Origin of the sequence: Bartonella sp. CM120XJJH (genome assembly GCF_042194715.1) — a bacterium.
Taxonomy (GTDB): Bacteria; Pseudomonadota; Alphaproteobacteria; order Rhizobiales; family Rhizobiaceae; genus Bartonella.
In genome coordinates this window covers 39968-56987 of the sequence record NZ_JBHINE010000008.1, presented here as the reverse complement: position 1 = coordinate 56987, position 17020 = coordinate 39968, and the positions used below count along the sequence as shown (strand labels likewise).

The 17020-nt window shown below is 37.9% G+C and carries 12 protein-coding genes; 5 read left to right on the top strand and 7 right to left on the bottom strand.

Annotated features, from left to right (window positions below; all coding sequences use genetic code 11):
- The first annotated feature begins 155 nt into the window (after positions 1-155).
- Positions 156-2264: an ATP-dependent DNA helicase RecG gene (gene recG, locus ACFIKU_RS04975; RefSeq protein WP_375656864.1), complete on the top strand. Its 2109-nt coding sequence runs from the start codon at positions 156-158 to the stop codon at positions 2262-2264.
- Positions 2265-2651: 387 nt separating this feature from the next.
- On the opposite strand, the gene glmS is transcribed toward recG, so the two are convergent.
- The 5 genes from glmS to ACFIKU_RS04950 all read right to left on the bottom strand — a co-directional run bounded on the left by glmS (position 2652) and on the right by ACFIKU_RS04950 (position 8197).
- Positions 2652-4475, bottom strand: a complete 1824-nt coding sequence (glmS, locus tag ACFIKU_RS04970) for a glutamine--fructose-6-phosphate transaminase (isomerizing) (RefSeq protein WP_375656863.1) — start codon at positions 4473-4475, stop codon at positions 2652-2654.
- 173 nt (positions 4476-4648) lie between these two features.
- On the bottom strand, positions 4649-5998 hold the full coding sequence (gene glmU, locus ACFIKU_RS04965) for a bifunctional UDP-N-acetylglucosamine diphosphorylase/glucosamine-1-phosphate N-acetyltransferase GlmU (protein WP_375656862.1): 1350 nt from the start codon (positions 5996-5998) through the stop codon (positions 4649-4651).
- 14 nt (positions 5999-6012) lie between these two features.
- Complete coding sequence (locus ACFIKU_RS04960; protein ID WP_375642432.1) at positions 6013-6798, bottom strand: cytochrome c biogenesis CcdA family protein; 786 nt, start codon at positions 6796-6798, stop codon at positions 6013-6015.
- Positions 6799-6844: 46 nt separating this feature from the next.
- Positions 6845-7834: a carboxypeptidase regulatory-like domain-containing protein gene (locus tag ACFIKU_RS04955; protein WP_375656883.1), complete on the bottom strand. Its 990-nt coding sequence runs from the start codon at positions 7832-7834 to the stop codon at positions 6845-6847.
- A 39-nt stretch (positions 7835-7873) separates the two neighbouring features.
- Positions 7874-8197, bottom strand: a complete 324-nt coding sequence (locus ACFIKU_RS04950) for a HesB/IscA family protein (RefSeq protein WP_375642433.1) — start codon at positions 8195-8197, stop codon at positions 7874-7876.
- A 108-nt stretch (positions 8198-8305) separates the two neighbouring features.
- Between ACFIKU_RS04950 and ACFIKU_RS04945 the strand changes: the two genes are divergently transcribed.
- From ACFIKU_RS04945 to ACFIKU_RS04935, 3 genes are all read left to right on the top strand, one after another.
- Complete coding sequence (locus ACFIKU_RS04945; protein ID WP_375642434.1) at positions 8306-9508, top strand: deoxyguanosinetriphosphate triphosphohydrolase; 1203 nt, start codon at positions 8306-8308, stop codon at positions 9506-9508.
- A 30-nt stretch (positions 9509-9538) separates the two neighbouring features.
- Positions 9539-11296, top strand: a complete 1758-nt coding sequence (argS, locus tag ACFIKU_RS04940) for an arginine--tRNA ligase (RefSeq protein ID WP_375642435.1) — start codon at positions 9539-9541, stop codon at positions 11294-11296.
- A gap of 151 nt (positions 11297-11447) precedes the next feature.
- Positions 11448-13964 carry an SPOR domain-containing protein gene (locus tag ACFIKU_RS04935; protein WP_375656861.1) on the top strand — a complete coding sequence of 839 codons (2517 nt, stop codon included), beginning with the start codon at positions 11448-11450 and terminating at the stop codon, positions 13962-13964.
- Positions 13965-14145: 181 nt separating this feature from the next.
- On the opposite strand, the gene ACFIKU_RS04930 is transcribed toward ACFIKU_RS04935, so the two are convergent.
- On the bottom strand, positions 14146-14421 hold the full coding sequence (locus tag ACFIKU_RS04930; protein WP_273722765.1) for a hypothetical protein: 276 nt from the start codon (positions 14419-14421) through the stop codon (positions 14146-14148).
- 333 nt (positions 14422-14754) lie between these two features.
- On the opposite strand from ACFIKU_RS04930, the gene ACFIKU_RS04925 reads away from it, so the two are divergent.
- Positions 14755-15861 carry a branched-chain amino acid aminotransferase gene (locus ACFIKU_RS04925; protein ID WP_375656860.1) on the top strand — a complete coding sequence of 369 codons (1107 nt, stop codon included), beginning with the start codon at positions 14755-14757 and terminating at the stop codon, positions 15859-15861.
- A 103-nt stretch (positions 15862-15964) separates the two neighbouring features.
- Here the strand turns inward: ACFIKU_RS04925 and glpX are convergent, their stop codons facing one another.
- Entirely contained in the window at positions 15965-16951 is a 987-nt protein-coding gene (glpX, locus tag ACFIKU_RS04920) for a class II fructose-bisphosphatase (RefSeq protein WP_375642439.1), read from the bottom strand.
- Positions 16952-17020 lie beyond the last annotated feature (69 nt).

Genomic DNA, 17020 nt, shown 5'->3' with positions numbered 1-17020 from the left:
AATTTTTACACCCTTTTATTGTATTTATCTTTAAATATTAATTTTTCTTCCTAAAATTCAATGTGTAAATAAAGAAACCTCCTCTTTATGACTTTATCCCCAAAAAGCTCTTCTAAAGGTCTAGAAAAAACAAAAAGAGCAGGTTAAATTTGCTCATGCCTCCAAATCTTCTTACCCCTCTTTTTAATTCTATTCGAACTCTTTCTGGTATTACACCTAAAACCTATGGTTTACTGACCAAACTCTTAAATGTTAATCCTACACAACGCGAAGCAACCCTTATTGATCTTCTTCAATTAATGCCTCATTCCGTCATAGACCGCAGAATATGTCCCAGCATTGCTTGTGTAAAAGAAGGAGACACTGTTACGCTCGAAATTATCATCGATCAACATCAACCACCGCCCCGTGGTCACAACAAAATCCCCTATCGTGTTATTGCCCATGATCAAACAGGAAAAATAAATTTAGTCTTTTTTCACGCTCAACCTCTTTGGCTAAAAAAACAACTCCCCAAAGGAAAAAAAGTCACTGTATCAGGAAAAGTTGAATGGTTTAATGGACAATTTTCAATGGCGCATCCCGACTATATTGCTCCAAGCGAACAATCAAATCAGATTCCTCTCATCGAACCTGTCTATCCCTCTACTGCAGGACTAGCTGCAAAAACACTAAGACGCGCCATACAAAACGCTCTTGATTTTATTCCTCTCCTCCCAGAATGGATAGATGAAAATGTGAAAAAGCAGCAAAATTTTTCTTCTTTTTCTGTTGCTTTACACCGTATCCATGCGCCCATTAATCCCGATGATCTATCCTTAGAAAGTACAGCACGCAAACGTCTTGCCTATGATGAATTGCTCGCTTGTCAATTGGCGCTAGGACTCGTGCGTTTGAAAACCAAATCTCTTGTTAGCACTTCTCGACCCTCAACAGGAATTTATACTAAAAAATTGCTTAATGTCCTCCCCTTTCAACTCACAACCGGACAAAAAAAAGCAGTAGAAGATATCGCAAATGATCTTGCTTCATCAGAACCGATGCTAAGACTGCTTCAAGGTGATGTAGGCGCAGGAAAAACTGTTGTTGCATTGATGGCAATGGCACAAATTGCTGAAAATTCAGGACAATCAGCTTTAATGGCACCAACCGAAGTACTTGCTAGGCAACATTTTGCCACCATTGCTCCTCTTGCCGAAAAGGTCGGATTACAAACAACTCTTTTAACAGGACGAGAAAAAGGAAAATTGCGGACACATATCTTGAATGATATTTCATCAGGTCATGTTTCTATTGTCATCGGAACCCATGCTCTCATACAAAACAGCGTCACTTATAACAATCTTGCCTTAACTATTATTGATGAACAACACCGTTTCGGTGTCCATCAACGTATTGCTCTTACAGAAAAAGGCAATAAACCTGATATGCTGGTTATGACCGCCACGCCCATTCCGCGCACACTTGTCTTAACAGCTTTTGGTGATATGGATGTATCTAAAATTACCGAAAAACCAATGGGACGACAACCCATTACAACAGCAATGCTTTCTTTGAAACGTCTTCATGAGCTTATAGAGCGAATCGCAATTGCATTAGAAAAAGGAGAAAAGCTCTATTGGATTTGTCCTTTAGTGGAGGAATCGACAGCTCTTGATCTCACTTCAATTGAAAACCGCTTTGCATTTCTCCATGAACGCTTTGGAGCACACGTTGGTATGATCCATGGGAAAATGTCTACAACAGAAAAAGAAGCCGCTATGGCATCTTTTAAATGTGGAAATACACGTATTTTAGTTGCAACTACTGTTATTGAAGTGGGAGTAGATATTCCAGATGCTTCGATCATTATCATCGAACATGCAGAACATTTTGGCCTTTCACAACTGCACCAATTACGTGGACGTGTAGGACGAGGCGATAAAAAATCTTCCTGCATTTTGCTTTATAAAGATCCACTGACTAAAACAGCAGCAACACGCCTTAATATTATCCGCAATACAGAAGATGGTTTTGAAATCGCTGAAGAAGATTGGCGCCTACGAGGCGAAGGAGAGCTTTTAGGTACAAAACAATCCGGAGTCCCTGAATTTCATATAGCAAACCTTGCTGTTCATAGTGATCTTTTGTCAATGGCAAGAAAAGATGCACGTTTATTTTTACAACGTGATCCTCATCTTTCTTCTCAGCAAGGACAAGCTTTACGGTTGCTCCTTTACCTTTTCGGACACAACGATGCTGCTCGCCTATTGCGAGCAGGATAACAAAGACCCTCTAATAAAAAAAATACCTCTCTGTTCAAATGCGGTTTCCTCTCTTAGAGTAACCCATAAATGATCTACGCAATACCTTACCATCTTTATGTTTCATGAAAGAGTAACAAATCGACAACAGCGTCTTTTCTCTCAATCTGATTTACTCTTGCATGAAAAGAGTAGAAGCGATATTGCATCTTATTTTATCATTATATTCACATAGCTGATCCATTTTTTGACAGGTAGAAAATATTTTTTGTTTTATCGTAAAGAATTTAGAACGAAAAATCCTGTCTCCGGTATCCTCGTTCAACAGAGAAAAGTGGAAAAATAAGCTATCATTATAAATCAATTTCTTACACTTGATTGTTCTCCAAAAGATTCAGAAATATACTTTTATTCAACCGTGACTGATTTTGCTAAATTACGGGGTTGATCGACATCTGTTCCTAATAAAACAGCCGTATGATAAGCGATTAACTGAACAGGGAGTGCATAAATGATAGGAGCAATAAATTCTGGAACATCTGGCAAAGTGATCGTTGATAAAGTGTTAAGACAAGCTACTTCTGCTCCCCTTTTATCGGTTATTAAAATAATACGACCATTACGCGCACTCACTTCTTGCATATTAGAAAAAGTTTTTTCAAACCACCGATCATAAGGTGCAACAACAATAACGGGTATTGTCTCATCGACCAGAGCAATTGGTCCATGCTTCAACTCACCCGCCGCATAACCTTCAGCATGAATATAAGAAAGCTCTTTCAGTTTAAGGGCTCCCTCCAAAGCAATCGGATAAGAAGTCCCACGTCCCAGATAAAGAACACTTTTTGCATTCACCAAATTACGACAAATACATTCAATTTTGCTCTCTAATTTTAAGACCTCGTTTAAAATACGTGGAACTTCTGCCAACTGTTGAACCAACTGCTGTTCCATTTGAACCGAGAGACAACCACGTTGTTTAGCAGCACTAAGTGCTAATGAAGCAAGTGTTGCCAATTGACAGGTAAAAGCTTTTGTTGAAGCAACACCAATTTCCGGTCCGGCAAGTGTTGGAAGAATAAAATCAGCCTCCCTTGCCATTGTTGATTGCTCTACATTCACAATTGTTGCTGTTTTTACACCCCGCTCACGACAATAACGCAAAGAAGCCAATGTGTCAGCTGTCTCACCTGATTGAGAAACAAACAGCGACAACACATCAGATGTTATAGGAGGTTCACGATAACGAAACTCCGAAGCAACATCATTATCAACACTTAAAGCGGCAAATTTCTCAAACCAATAGCGCGCAACTAAGGTTGAATAATAAGCCGTTCCACAACTCGCAAAAAGGAGACGATGAATATTTTTCCAATCAATCAAACTCTTAAAAGGTCGAACGGCATAATTTCCAAGATCAAGATAATGCGCCAAATTATGAGAAATCACTTCAGGTTGTTCAAACATTTCCTTGTGCATAAAATGGCGATGATTACCCTTAGAAATCAATAAAGCCTCTTCAAGTAATGTTGTCACAGGACGTTTTACCGGTTGATTATATACATCGTAAATTGTGACGCCTTCCCGTGTGAGAACAGCCCAATCCCCATCTTCCATATAGCTAATATGATCAACGAATGGTGCCAAAGCAATCGCATCTGACCCCACAAAAAATTCATCTTTTCCATAACCAATTGCCAGAGGTGGACCAGAACGAGCCGCAATCATAAGGTTATCTTCACCTTCGAAAATAAGAACAATAGCAAAAGCCCCCTGCAGTCTTTTCCAACTGGTACGCATAGCTTCTTGCGGAGAAAGACCATCTTTTAATGCACGCGTTATTAAATGTGCAATAACTTCCGTATCCGTCTCTGTTTCAAAGATATAACCATCTTCTATGAGTTCCTTTTGCAATTCTACAAAATTTTCAATAATACCATTATGAACAATCGCAAGCTTTTCAGTCACATGGGGATGCGCATTGCGTTCAACAGCAATTCCATGCGTAGCCCAACGGGTATGACCAATCCCTAAACTTCCCTCCAGAGGTGTTTTTTTTAATTTTTCTTCTAAATGAACAAGCTTCCCTTCAGCACGTACACGATAAAGATGCCCATTATGGACCGTTGCCACCCCAGATGAATCATACCCTCTATATTCAAGACGTTTTAACCCCTCAACCAAAGAAGACGTAACACACCTCTTTCCAAGAATTCCAATAATTCCACACATTAAAAAGCTCCAACCCACATCTTTAAGATTTAAATCTTATAAAATAATCCAACAGCCTTTATTTAAAACTATAAATAATAAAATAATTTAAACATGGAGTACGGCAATCTTTAAGAATAAACATCCTATCCATCGGTAGATTAACACGAAACAAAGGAATAATCTGAAAATAATCATTTTTTCTGTTTGTTTTCTAACAAGCGCTCTCGAAATTTTGTCGCGTAGCCCTCTTTTATAACCTGTCGTGCACGCCCAAAAGCCATACTGTTCATAGGAATATTTTCAGTAATAACACTTCCTGAAGCAACATAAGAGCCATCCCCTATTACCAATGGGGACACAAGTGCCGTATTAGATCCAACAAAAGCATGATCACCAATCATGGTTTTATATTTGTTAAATCCATCATAATTGCAAGTAATCGTACCGGCTCCAATATTGGTATGTGCACCAATTTCAGCATCACCAATATAACTTAAATGATTGATTTTAGAAGATTCTCCTATCTTAGCTTGTTTGACTTCACAAAAATTTCCAATCTTTACGGACTTCGCCAACTCTGTTCCAGGACGCAACCGTGCATAGGGACCAATCTGTGCATCTCTACCAACCACAGCACCTTCGAGATAACTAAATGCATGAATAACAGCACCAGATTGTACTTTTACGCTTAACCCAAAATAAACATTTGGTTCTATCACCACCCCTGGTTCAATTTCTGTATCATAAGAAAAATAGAGTGTTTCTGGCTTTAAGAGTGTAACACCCGATAACATTAAATCGCGCGCTTTACGTTTTTGCCACAAAGAATCAGCCTCAGAAAGCTCAAGACCGTTGTTAATTCCTACAATATCTTCAAAAGGAACTTCAACAACACGCACATCTAATCCTTCGCGTGTTCCAAGAGAAGCAATGTCTGTTAAGTAATATTCTTTTTTCACATTGTTATTACCAACCTTCTCTAAAAGAGAAAGTGCATGTTTTCCACGCATAGCGAGTATTCCGCCGTTACAAAAAGAAATCTTTTTTTCTTCATCGCTAGCGTCTTTTTCTTCTACAATTGCAATCAATTGACCATTTTTTTCAAGGAGACGCCCATAACCTGTTGGATTTTGGGTATGAAAACCTGCAAAAACAACATCTGCTCCATCAGCAAGCTGTGCACGCATCTGGTGCAATGAATCTTGCTGAATGAGAGGCGTATCCCCAAAAACAATGAGAACATCATCCACTTCCTTTTGCAAAGCTGAACGAGCAGACAAAACAGCATGGGCTGTTCCTAAACGCTCTTTTTGTTCAAAAATCATCACATCTTTTACAAATGACTGAACAACGTGCGTAACCTCCTTAGCACCAAATCCCACAACGACTGCTAATTGTGAAGAGCCTGCCAATTCTATTTGTTTTAGAACATGGCATATAAGAGGCAATCCAGCAATTTTATGAAGTACCTTAGGCAGAGACGATTTCATGCGCGTCCCCTCACCTGCGGCAAGAACAATAGAAAGACAACTTCTAACCATAAAAACACATAAGACTAACGAGAAAATCCAAAAAAATTCATAATATCATGCCAACGAATATCTTCAATATAACTCAACGAAGGATAATGTTCTAAAAGCCAAAATGAAAGATCCTGCATAGAGCCTGTTAAAAACAAAATCCCTGTAAGAATAAGAAAAACACCAATAATTTTTTCAACTTTTCCTAAATGAATACGAAAAGCTCCTAAAAATCGCATAAAACTGCTCGAAAATAAAGCTGCCAACATAAAAGGAATAGCAAGACCTAATGCATAAACCGCTAATAGGATAGCTCCCTCTCCCACAGTTTCTTTTGTTCCAGCCAGCGTTATAATAGGACCTAAAATGGGCCCAATACACGGTGTCCAACCAAAGGCAAAAGCTAAACCAATAATATACGCCCCTAAAGGACCAGCAGGTGTTCTTTTGGTCTGAAAACGTGCTTCACGAAATAAAAAAGTGATCTTGAAAATCCCCAAAAAATTTAAACCAAAAATAATAATGACAATTCCAGCAGCAAGGGCAAACCAATCACGATAATAACCGATGAATTTCCCAATTGTGCTCGCACTGGCACCTAAGGCAACAAAAACAGTCGTAAATCCAAGAACAAAAGCAATAACAGAAGACAATAAAGCCCACCGTATAAAGACTTTCTCACCGTGATTTTCTGAACGAAAATCATCAATACCAATACCTGCCATATAGCATAAATAAGGAGGAACCAACGGCAAAACACAGGGCGATAAAAAAGAGAGAGCCCCAGCAAAAAACACACCAACTGTTGAAATTTCAATCAAAACTCATACCCCGTCTCTCATCATAGTTTACCCCCATGAACAACGATCAATCCATATCTTCATCAATTCGTTGCATATTTTGTTCATTCGCCACCACACTTATATCCTCATCACGACCAGAAACGACTGAAAAAACTTTTTGATAGATTTTATCTTTATTTTTAGCAATTGCAATATACTCTCCCTCTGCTAACACGAGTGAAACATAAGCACCAACTGTTTCATAAACGATATCACCAGAATCATTGGCAATAGACCAACTTGTATTTGCAAGCGCTTCCCCTCCTTCTTGTCGTACCAGCTTTAAGACGATCTGAGCGGCCTGATGTTCAAGGGTAACTTCTGTCATTTTACCAGCATCCACTTGAATATCCGAACGAGCCGTCGCATTAATAGAACCATAATGGGAAGCAACATGGTAGCGGCCAGCTTTTAAACGCACAACTGATTGGGGTTTAATATTTGATAAAATCACCCCCGTATCATCATTTTCTTTTTCATCCTCATAAATGGTAAAACGTAATTCCTTTTCATTCATTACACCATTGAGCAATGTTGCATTTAAAATGACACCACCAGCCTCAAGATTAAAGTTTTTTACAAGACTCTGTCCATTTTCTAGGCGAATATGGCGTACAGAACTCATATGACCAAATGAGACATGAACAAGATAACTTCCTGGTTCGAGATTAAAACGTGCACTTCCCCCCTTATAGATTGCCACTAATGGTAATTTATTATCAATCCCTAGAATAGGGGCATAAACCCGCCAGACAAGCCCTTTTTCAATATTCGGCTGACTATTTGTTAACCGAGCATTCAAAATGAGTTGTGTTTGAGATGCTAAATTTTCTTTTTCCTGCTCTTGAGACTTTACAATAAAACTCCTTGATTGTCCCTGCTGCTGATCTTTTCCTTCTCCTTCTTCAGAAAAAGCACAGTGGCTCCAAGTCAATAAAGTAAATACCACGCACAACCATACACATCGGTGCGTTATTTTTATAAGAATACTCATTTTTACATTGTTGACCAACATGATATTTTTTTCAAGAAACAATATCACACAGCCATCATTTTAAATTGAAAAACTTACACCACAACCACATGATGAAACAGCATTGGGATTGTGGATTTGAAAAGACTGCCCCATAAGATCATCAACAAAATCAATCTCAGCTCCTTCCATGAAAGGAAGTGATAGTAAATCAATAAACACAACTGCCCCATCTTTTTTGAGAACGCGGTCATCTTCACACATTTCAGAAACCAAGTCATATTTATAAGAAAAACCTGAACACCCACCACCTTCAACAGAAATACGTAATGCTATTTTATCGGGTTCACGCAAAAGTATCTGTGCAATTTTTTTGGCAGCAGCATCTGAAATTTTCACATTCATTTTATATATCCTTGCATTAAACCATCAAGAAAGAGTATCCCATACTCAAAGAGAAGTTTATTTTTCATAAACCACTCTTAATTTTAAGATGATAATGGGCAGCTTGCAATGGATATAGGCAATATCAACTTCAATTACCAATCTCGAGCAGTGTACAGTGCTCATCCGCAAACAAGCCGTGGTCGATTATTCTATGAAACGATGAGCACCACACGCTCACCGTTTCAACGAGATAGAGATCGTATTATCCATTCTAATGCATTTCGACGTCTTAAACATAAAACGCAAGTATTTATTGCTGACGAAAGCGACCATTATCGTACTCGCCTAACCCATTCCATAGAGGTTTCTCAAATTGCAAGAACATTAGCCCGTGCCCTGTGTCTTGATGAAGACCTTGCCGAAGCCATTGCCCTTGTTCACGACTTTGGACATACGCCCTTTGGCCATGCTGGAGAAGATGCTCTTAATGAAGCCATGGTACATTATGGCGGCTTTGATCATAATGCACAAGCATTACGCATTGTCACAAAACTAGAACAGCGCTATGCAAACTTTGATGGACTTAATCTTACATGGGAAACCCTTGAAGGACTTGTAAAGCATAATGGTCCCCTTTTAGGTCCCAACGCGAAGGATAAGGAGATTCCTATTGATATTTTACAATACAATGCAAAGCAAGACCTTGCACTCGATTGTTTTGCAGGACTAGAAGCGCAATGTGCTGCTATTGCAGATGATATCGCATACAATGCGCATGATATTGATGATGGTCTACGTTCGCAATTTTTAACACTCGATCAATTTGAACATGTTTCACTAACAGCAGCAATATTAAAAGATATAACAGATGAGCATCCCCACCTCGACCAAGCGCGTCGCGGTTACACACTTGTACGAAGACAAATAACAACCATGGTTGAAGATGTTATCAAACAATCACAAGAAAATTTAGCACGCATCAAACCAACAAGCATAAACGATATTCACCAAGCAAAACAAACTATTGTCACCTTTTCACCAACAATGACCGTTTATGAAAAAGAACTAAAAAACTTTTTATTTAAAAATCTTTACTACCATGAACAAGTTCTTAGTCGTCGCAATGCAGCAAAATGCATTGTACAAAAATTATTCAATTGTTATTATGAAAATCCAAATACAATGCCTGAAAGTTGGCAGAGCAAAACAGTGCACTTAAAAAATCAAGAGTTAGCACGTTTGATTGCTGATTTTCTTTCAGGCATGACGGATCACTACGCTCTACGTGAATATCACCGTTTATTTGACCATACAGATCATTTCGTTTAATGGCTTTTGGCATCATCATGGAAGCTAAATATGAATATCTTTAAAAACTTCGAAAAAAAAATTAAGAGATCAATTGAATTATCTGATATAAAAGGGAAAAATGGAGAAGATCTAGATTTATCAAAAATCACTGTTGATCCTCCGCGTGATTCCTCCCATGGTCATTTATCAACCAATGCTGCTATGGTGCTTGCAAAATCTATTGGAATCAATCCACGTGCACTTGCAGATAAAATCATAGAACTTCTTAAAAATGATACCTCTATCGAAAATATAGATGTTGCCGGTCCTGGTTTTATAAACATAAAGCTTACAAAATTATTTTGGCAAGATGCTATAAAATCCATGCTTGAATTAGGCACTTCTTATGGTCGTATCCCAATGGGACAAGGAAAACGCATCAATGTTGAATATGTCTCAGCAAATCCGACAGGACCAATGCATGTAGGACACTGCCGCGGAGCGGTTGTTGGGGATGTTCTCTCCAATTTGCTGCAATTTACGGGCTATAACATTACGAAAGAATATTATATCAATGATGCTGGTCAACAAATAGAAGTCCTCGCCCACTCTGTCCTATTGCGCTATCGTGAGGCTCTTGGGCAAGAAATTAATGAAATTCCAGAAGGACTCTATCCTGGAGAATACTTGATACCATTGGGTCAATCGCTTGCTCAAGAGTTTGGTGACCAACTCCTCACGATGGATAAAGACGAAGCCTTATCTCTTGTGAAAGAACGTGCAATTCATGCAATGATGTCCATGATTCGCGAAGATTTGGCTGCTCTTAATATTTATCATGATATCTTTTTCTCTGAGCGAATGCTTTATGCAGATAATGCACGCGCCATTCGTAACACCATCAACGATCTCACTTTAAATGGTTATATCTACAAAGGAAAACTCCCCCCTCCCAAGGGACAAAATACAGAAGACTGGGAACCAAGCGAACAAACTTTGTTCCGTTCAACAAATGTCGGTGATGACCAAGACCGTGTGTTAGTCAAATCTGACGGCTCTTATACTTACTTTGCTGCTGATGTTGCTTATTTTCGGGATAAATTTAATCGTCATTTTGATGAAATGATTTATATTCTAGGCGCAGACCATGCTGGCTATGTAAAGCGGCTAGAGGCAATGGCAAAAGCAGTTTCTGGGGATAAAGCTAAATTAAGTGTCTTCTTATGTCAATTGGTAAAACTTTTTCGCAACGGTCATCCTGTACGCATGTCAAAAAGAGCAGGATCTTTTGTTACTCTACGGGATGTTGTCGAAGAGGTTGGGCGTGATCCTGTGCGTTTTATGATGCTATACCGTAAGTGTGAAGCACCTCTTGATTTTGATTTTGCAAAAGTAACAGAACAATCAAAAGATAACCCCATCTTTTACGTACAATATGCAAGTGCACGTTGTCACTCAGTCTTTCGTCAAGCACAAGAAGCGCTTCATATTAAAAGCTTTTCAAATGATACATTAATCGCCCATCTTCATCGATTAACAGATGACCATGAAATATTGTTAATACGCAAACTTTCTGAATATCCACGTATCATTGAACAATCCGTCATTCATAAGGAACCGCATCGATTAGCGTTTTATCTTTATGACCTTGCCTCCAGCTTTCACACCCATTGGAATAAAGGGAGTGAAAGTCTCAATTTACGCTTTATTCAACCTGATGATAAAGAGTTATCCTTTGCAAGATTGGGGTTGATACAAGCTGTTATCAATATTTTATCATCAGGACTTACCATCATAGGAGTCGAGGCACCAATAGAAATGCGTTGAAAAAGTTCTATAAATACATACAATAGATACTCTATTGATAAACTTTTTCATGTATCCTTGCATGAGAGGGGGAAAATTTATAATTTTAATATAACAAATCAAAATCAACCATTGATTGCACCCAGATGCAAATCACCATGTGAGAAAAGCTATGAGCGATAACGATCGCAAAAATCTACACGAAACAAAACACGATCATGAACACCATGATCCTTTGGAAAGACTTACGCGCATTTTTAATCCGCATAAACAAAGCGGAAACCAAAATGAGCAATCTTCTTTACAGACAGATCGATCAACATCTCACCCCGAAACATCATCCCATGATGATAATTTTGATTTGTCCTTTCTAGAAGAGGAACTTGAAAATAATTTAGCACATGACTTACCGTTCGATGATCAAAAAAAACAATGGGACTTGCATGCAACCAGCAACGCAACAGCCTCAGATATTGCACAAACTGCTTCTTTCAACCATTCAAAACGAAATAATTTATCTGAAGAGAAATATTATTCACCTAGCAGTCATGATGAAGAACAAATTTTAGATGCGCTTTCTCCATTACCAATCCCAAAGAATCAATCCCCTCAACAGAACACAACAGCAAGCAGTACTGATCCTTTTCTTGAAAAAAGTAATCTTATGTCACAATCAGAAACAGAAAATTTCTTTTTTGATAAATCTGAAAGACACGAAAATAAGAAAGAGATTCCAGAATCTATTGAACAAACCTATCGTTTTTCACAAACAAATTCACAACAGCCTGAGACTACGAATATACAAAAAACTTATGATGACAATCAAAACCTCTATGAGACTCCCATAAACCATCCCTATAAAATTTCAGCTGATCAAGAAAATTGGATTAAAAAAGATTATCCTGATGCCTCCTCTTCTACAGAGAAAGATGAGTTTTTCTCATCTTCTAATCTTGTGTTAGAAAGACAAAACACTGCAAGAAATCAAACAACAAGTACCTTCTCTTCACCTTTGGATTCTTCACCAGTTGATAGACACTCTTATTTAAAGGGGGATTCACAAGAAGATCATACAACCAATTATCCCCATTCTTTTGAAGAAAGCCCTTCACAGCAAGAAACTTATAGCGAAAAAGTTCCAATATATAATGAGGCTCAAGCCCATTATATCAATAACACCGAAGATACCTCTAACCCAAATAGAGAAATTTCATATAATGAAACCAATTTAGATGCGTTTCTTTCCTCGTCACCCTCTTTGAATACAAAACAAACGGATGGCTTTTTTTCCCACAACTATACGCACAGAGATACTCCCCCTCCCAATGTTGATACTTATAAATTTTCAGAGGAAATCGTAGAAAAAACTGGCCCTATTATGGTTCCAGAAGTCCCGTATGAAGCGCCAGAATATGATGTGCCAACTAGTAGTGGTTTAGAAGAAGAATTTGCTGATGTACTCAATGTAGGAAATGTCCCAACGGATAATTTGTCTCAAAACCAACAGAAAAATGAGATTTTTAGTGAAGTTTTTCATCAATCTATGCAAAATTCAAAAGAAGGTGTTTACATAAACTCTAAAGAACAAAATTCCGACTATTTGTCTTCTGCCAATACGGAATATGATTTTGCCCCTTTTAGCGAGAATTCATCATACACAAGCGCAGATGAAGTTTCCACGCATCCACCAGCTCCTCCTCCCTTAAAAAGTTTTATTTTCGGTAAAACTTTCATTAGAGGTATTTTTATACTTATTTTAATAGGAATTGGGTTTGCTGGTTATTCTCACTTTTTTATGCCATCACAAAAAAATGAAGAAACGGTCATTATCCACGCTGATAATAGGCCTTTTAAATTCAAACCAGAAACAACTGAACCGAAAAAGGATGTTGCACATAATTTAGATATCTATAAACAAACAACTGAACAAAATGAGAAACAAGAAAATACACAACAATTTCTTATTGATAACTCTGAACAACCTGAAAATTTAAAAGAATTAAATCCTGGAGAATCTTCAAACATTTCCTCATCTTCTTTAAATGAATCTGATGTTGAAGATGCAGTCACAGAAGCCATAAACCATACTATTCCCACGCAAGAAGTACAAACTGTTATTGTAAATCAAGATGGTACAGTTACACTAGCCCCTGCGCATCAAACAAAGAGCAAAACTGCTGCTCAATCTGAAGAAAGCACTGATCAAGATTCTAATGAACTTCAAGATTCGCTCCTTGTTTCGTCGCATGATTCTGATATAAACGACCAAGAAAGAGATCATGATCTCAAAAATAATATTGATAAAATAATCGCAGAAAATACTTCTAGCTCAAATATTGAAGAAAAATTTATCCCTATTCCTTCTCATGCAGAAAGAAATACACAAGTTGAAACACCAGCCGCGTCTCGCTCCACATCACCAAACAGAGTCGTAGCACAAAATTCAGAAAGTTATTACGTACAACTTGCATCTCAGCCAACGCATGAGCTAGCTAGAAATTCTTTAAAAAATATGAAATCTAAATTTGGATTCCTTATCGGTGCCCGTTCTTTAAATATTCAACCCGCTTTTATACCAGGAAAAGGTACTTATTACCGTGTTCGGATTCAAACGCAAGACCGTAATGAAGCCATAATCCTTTGTGAATCCATTAAAAGCTCTGGTGGAAGCTGCTTCATCACACGCTAAACCAATCATGCAACGGTTTTAACAACCGTTGCATGATTTATTTCCATACCGTTTAATTACTTATCAAAAACTTCAGAAGTTAAAATCGTCCAATCTTTTTTATGTCTTTGTGCTAACTTTACTTTATTCTTTAATCTACGTCGATTTTCATTCTATCTAAAAGATTATATTTATGAAAAAATCACTCCGTACCCTTATACGTATAAGGTACAGAAGGAAGCGAATTTAAATCTTTTTTGGGCGTTGTTACGCTTTGGCTTGTCTCTGGAGTATTATAACGCGAACTATGTTCAGGAGATTTTGCAAAAAAAGATCCTAAAAAACCAAAAATAAACCAAATAATAACGACCGCAAGAAGAATAGCAAAAATACCCTTAGCGATTGAAACACGTTGTTCACGCTCTCTTCTTTCTGCGGCCATACGTTCTTCATATGTGTGATAATTTTTATCAATCATAGTGGATTCCTTTTCTCAATTCCCTTACCTTTTAATTTCTAGAAAATATGCATATATGAAATTATTCAGATACTTATTTTGAGAAAACGATAATTATAGACAAAAGTTCCAGCTTACTTCATAAAGTTGAGAAAAAGAGGCGAGAATAGAATTAAAATATCTACCTTACCATAGAGCCTTTGAATTCTATAATAAGCCCCTTTGTGTTCTATAATAAAACTTTGTGTGCTATAAGAAAACATTGACACAACGGTTTTGTTAATAATAGAGTTGTGATTAAAATATCTCATTATTTTTATTAATAAAAATAAAACATACTCAAAAGGTTTTTTTATGAAATCTCCCATATCATCGCTTCCCTTTAAAATAGAAAAACACCCATCTCCTCTATCAGAAGGAAAATGTGAAGAAATTTTGAAAAGTCCCGGTTTTGGTCAATTTTTTACAGACCACATGTGTACTATTCAATGGACTGAAGACAAAGGCTGGCACAATGCCATCATTTCTCAATACAAAGCTTTAGAAATTAACCCTGCAAGTACCGTTTTACATTACGGACAGGAAATTTTTGAGGGTTTAAAAGCATATCGTTCAAAAGATGGGCGCATCTTGCTCTTCCGGCCTGATGCCAATGCACAACGCTTTATAGAATCAGCTAAACGTTTAGCTATGCCAGAATTACCACAAGATATTTTTCTTGATGCCGTTCATCAATTAGTAAAAATTGATCAAAAATGGGTTTCTGATCATCCGAACGCTAGCCTCTATATCCGTCCATTTATGTTTGGCAATGAAAGCTTTTTGGGAGTCCGCCCTTCTCAAGAATATCTTTTTTGTATCATAGCCTCTCCAGTTGAATCCTATTTCAAAGGAGAAGAAAAATCTGTCAGCGTCTGGATTGAAACAGATTATAGCCGTGCTGGTCCAGGAGGCACAGGCGCTGCCAAATGTGGTGGAAACTATGCAGCAAGCTTACTGGCACAAAAAACGGCAACTGAAAACAATTGTAGCCAAGTACTCTTCCTTGATATGATTGAACATAAATGGATTGAAGAACTTGGTGGTATGAATGTCTGCTTTATTATGGACAATAATACACTTGTAACTCCCCCACTTAATGGAACTATCCTTCCAGGGATAACCCGTGATTCAATCTTAAGGTTAGCTCAACAAATGGGATTAAAAATAGAAGAGCGTCCTTATTCTTTTGCAGCGCTTCAAGAAGATGCAAAGAGTGGACACCTTAAAGAAGTTTTTGCTTGTGGTACAGCTGCCGTTGTCACATCAATTGGTCGTTTTAGATATAAAGAGGGAGAATTTATTATTGGAAATGAAACAGTTGGAGAAGTTACAAAGCAGCTTCGTACACAATTGGTTGGCCTTCAAAAAGGGAACATAGAAGATAAAAATGGCTGGGTGCATTCTGTCCAGCTTTCATAATTATAAGGTATTTTCATATCTATAAACGCTTCCATGAAAGTAAATTTATGGAAGCGTATTTCCTGAAAACTCCCTTTATTTTTAGTGACAAAAAAAGAAAACATTAATCAAATTTTGAATGATCTCGATGCTGTGCTTTAATATTACGGACTGTACCCGTATGGGAGCGCATTACGAGAGTTTCCGTTTGAATGTAACGAGATGTAAATTTAACACCAGAAAGCATATTACCATCTGTCACCCCTGTTGCTGCAAACAAAACATCACCCTTTGCCATTTCTTCCATTGTATAAGCCTTATTGGGATCACTAATCCCCATTTTAGCTGCACGAGCAATTTTCTCTTCTGTATCAAGCAGCAAACGACCTTGCATCTGTCCTCCAATGCAGCGCAAAGCAGCAGAAGCTAAAACACCTTCAGGTGCTCCACCAATTCCCATATAGATATCAATACCTGTTTCTTCTGGATCAGTTGTATCAATAACAGCAGCAACATCTCCATCCCCAATCAAGCGAATCGATGCCCCTGTCGCTCGTACTTCATTAACCAATTTTTCATGACGAGGTCTATCCATAATACAAACAACAATCTGATTAACAGCCACTCCTTTAGCCTTTGCAAGAGCATGGATATTATCGGTAGGACAAGCATCTATATCTACTACTCCCTTTGGATAACCAGGACCAATAGCAATTTTTTCCATATAAACATCAGGGGCATAAAGGAGATTACCCTTTCCAGCAATTGCAACTACTGCCAAAGAATTGGCAATATTTTTAGCACAAAGTGTTGTTCCCTCTAGTGGATCAAGTGCAATATCAATCGCCAATCCACTTTGAAGACCTACTTTTTCCCCAATATAAAGCATAGGCGCTTCATCCCGCTCACCTTCACCAATCACCACTGTACCATCAATAGGCAATTGATTAAGTTCCTGCCGCATTGCATCTACAGCAGCCTGATCCGCTGCCTTTTCATCGCCACGTCCGCGCCAGCGTGCAGCAGCAACAGCAGCACGTTCAGTAACACGTACCAATTCAAGCGTCAAAATACGATCAAGTCCATTTAAAATCTTCTGAGTTGTGGGCATATGAAAAAATCCTACCGAATGAATACCAGAAAAAATATGAGTCCTTATTAAATACTAAGAATAAAGTTT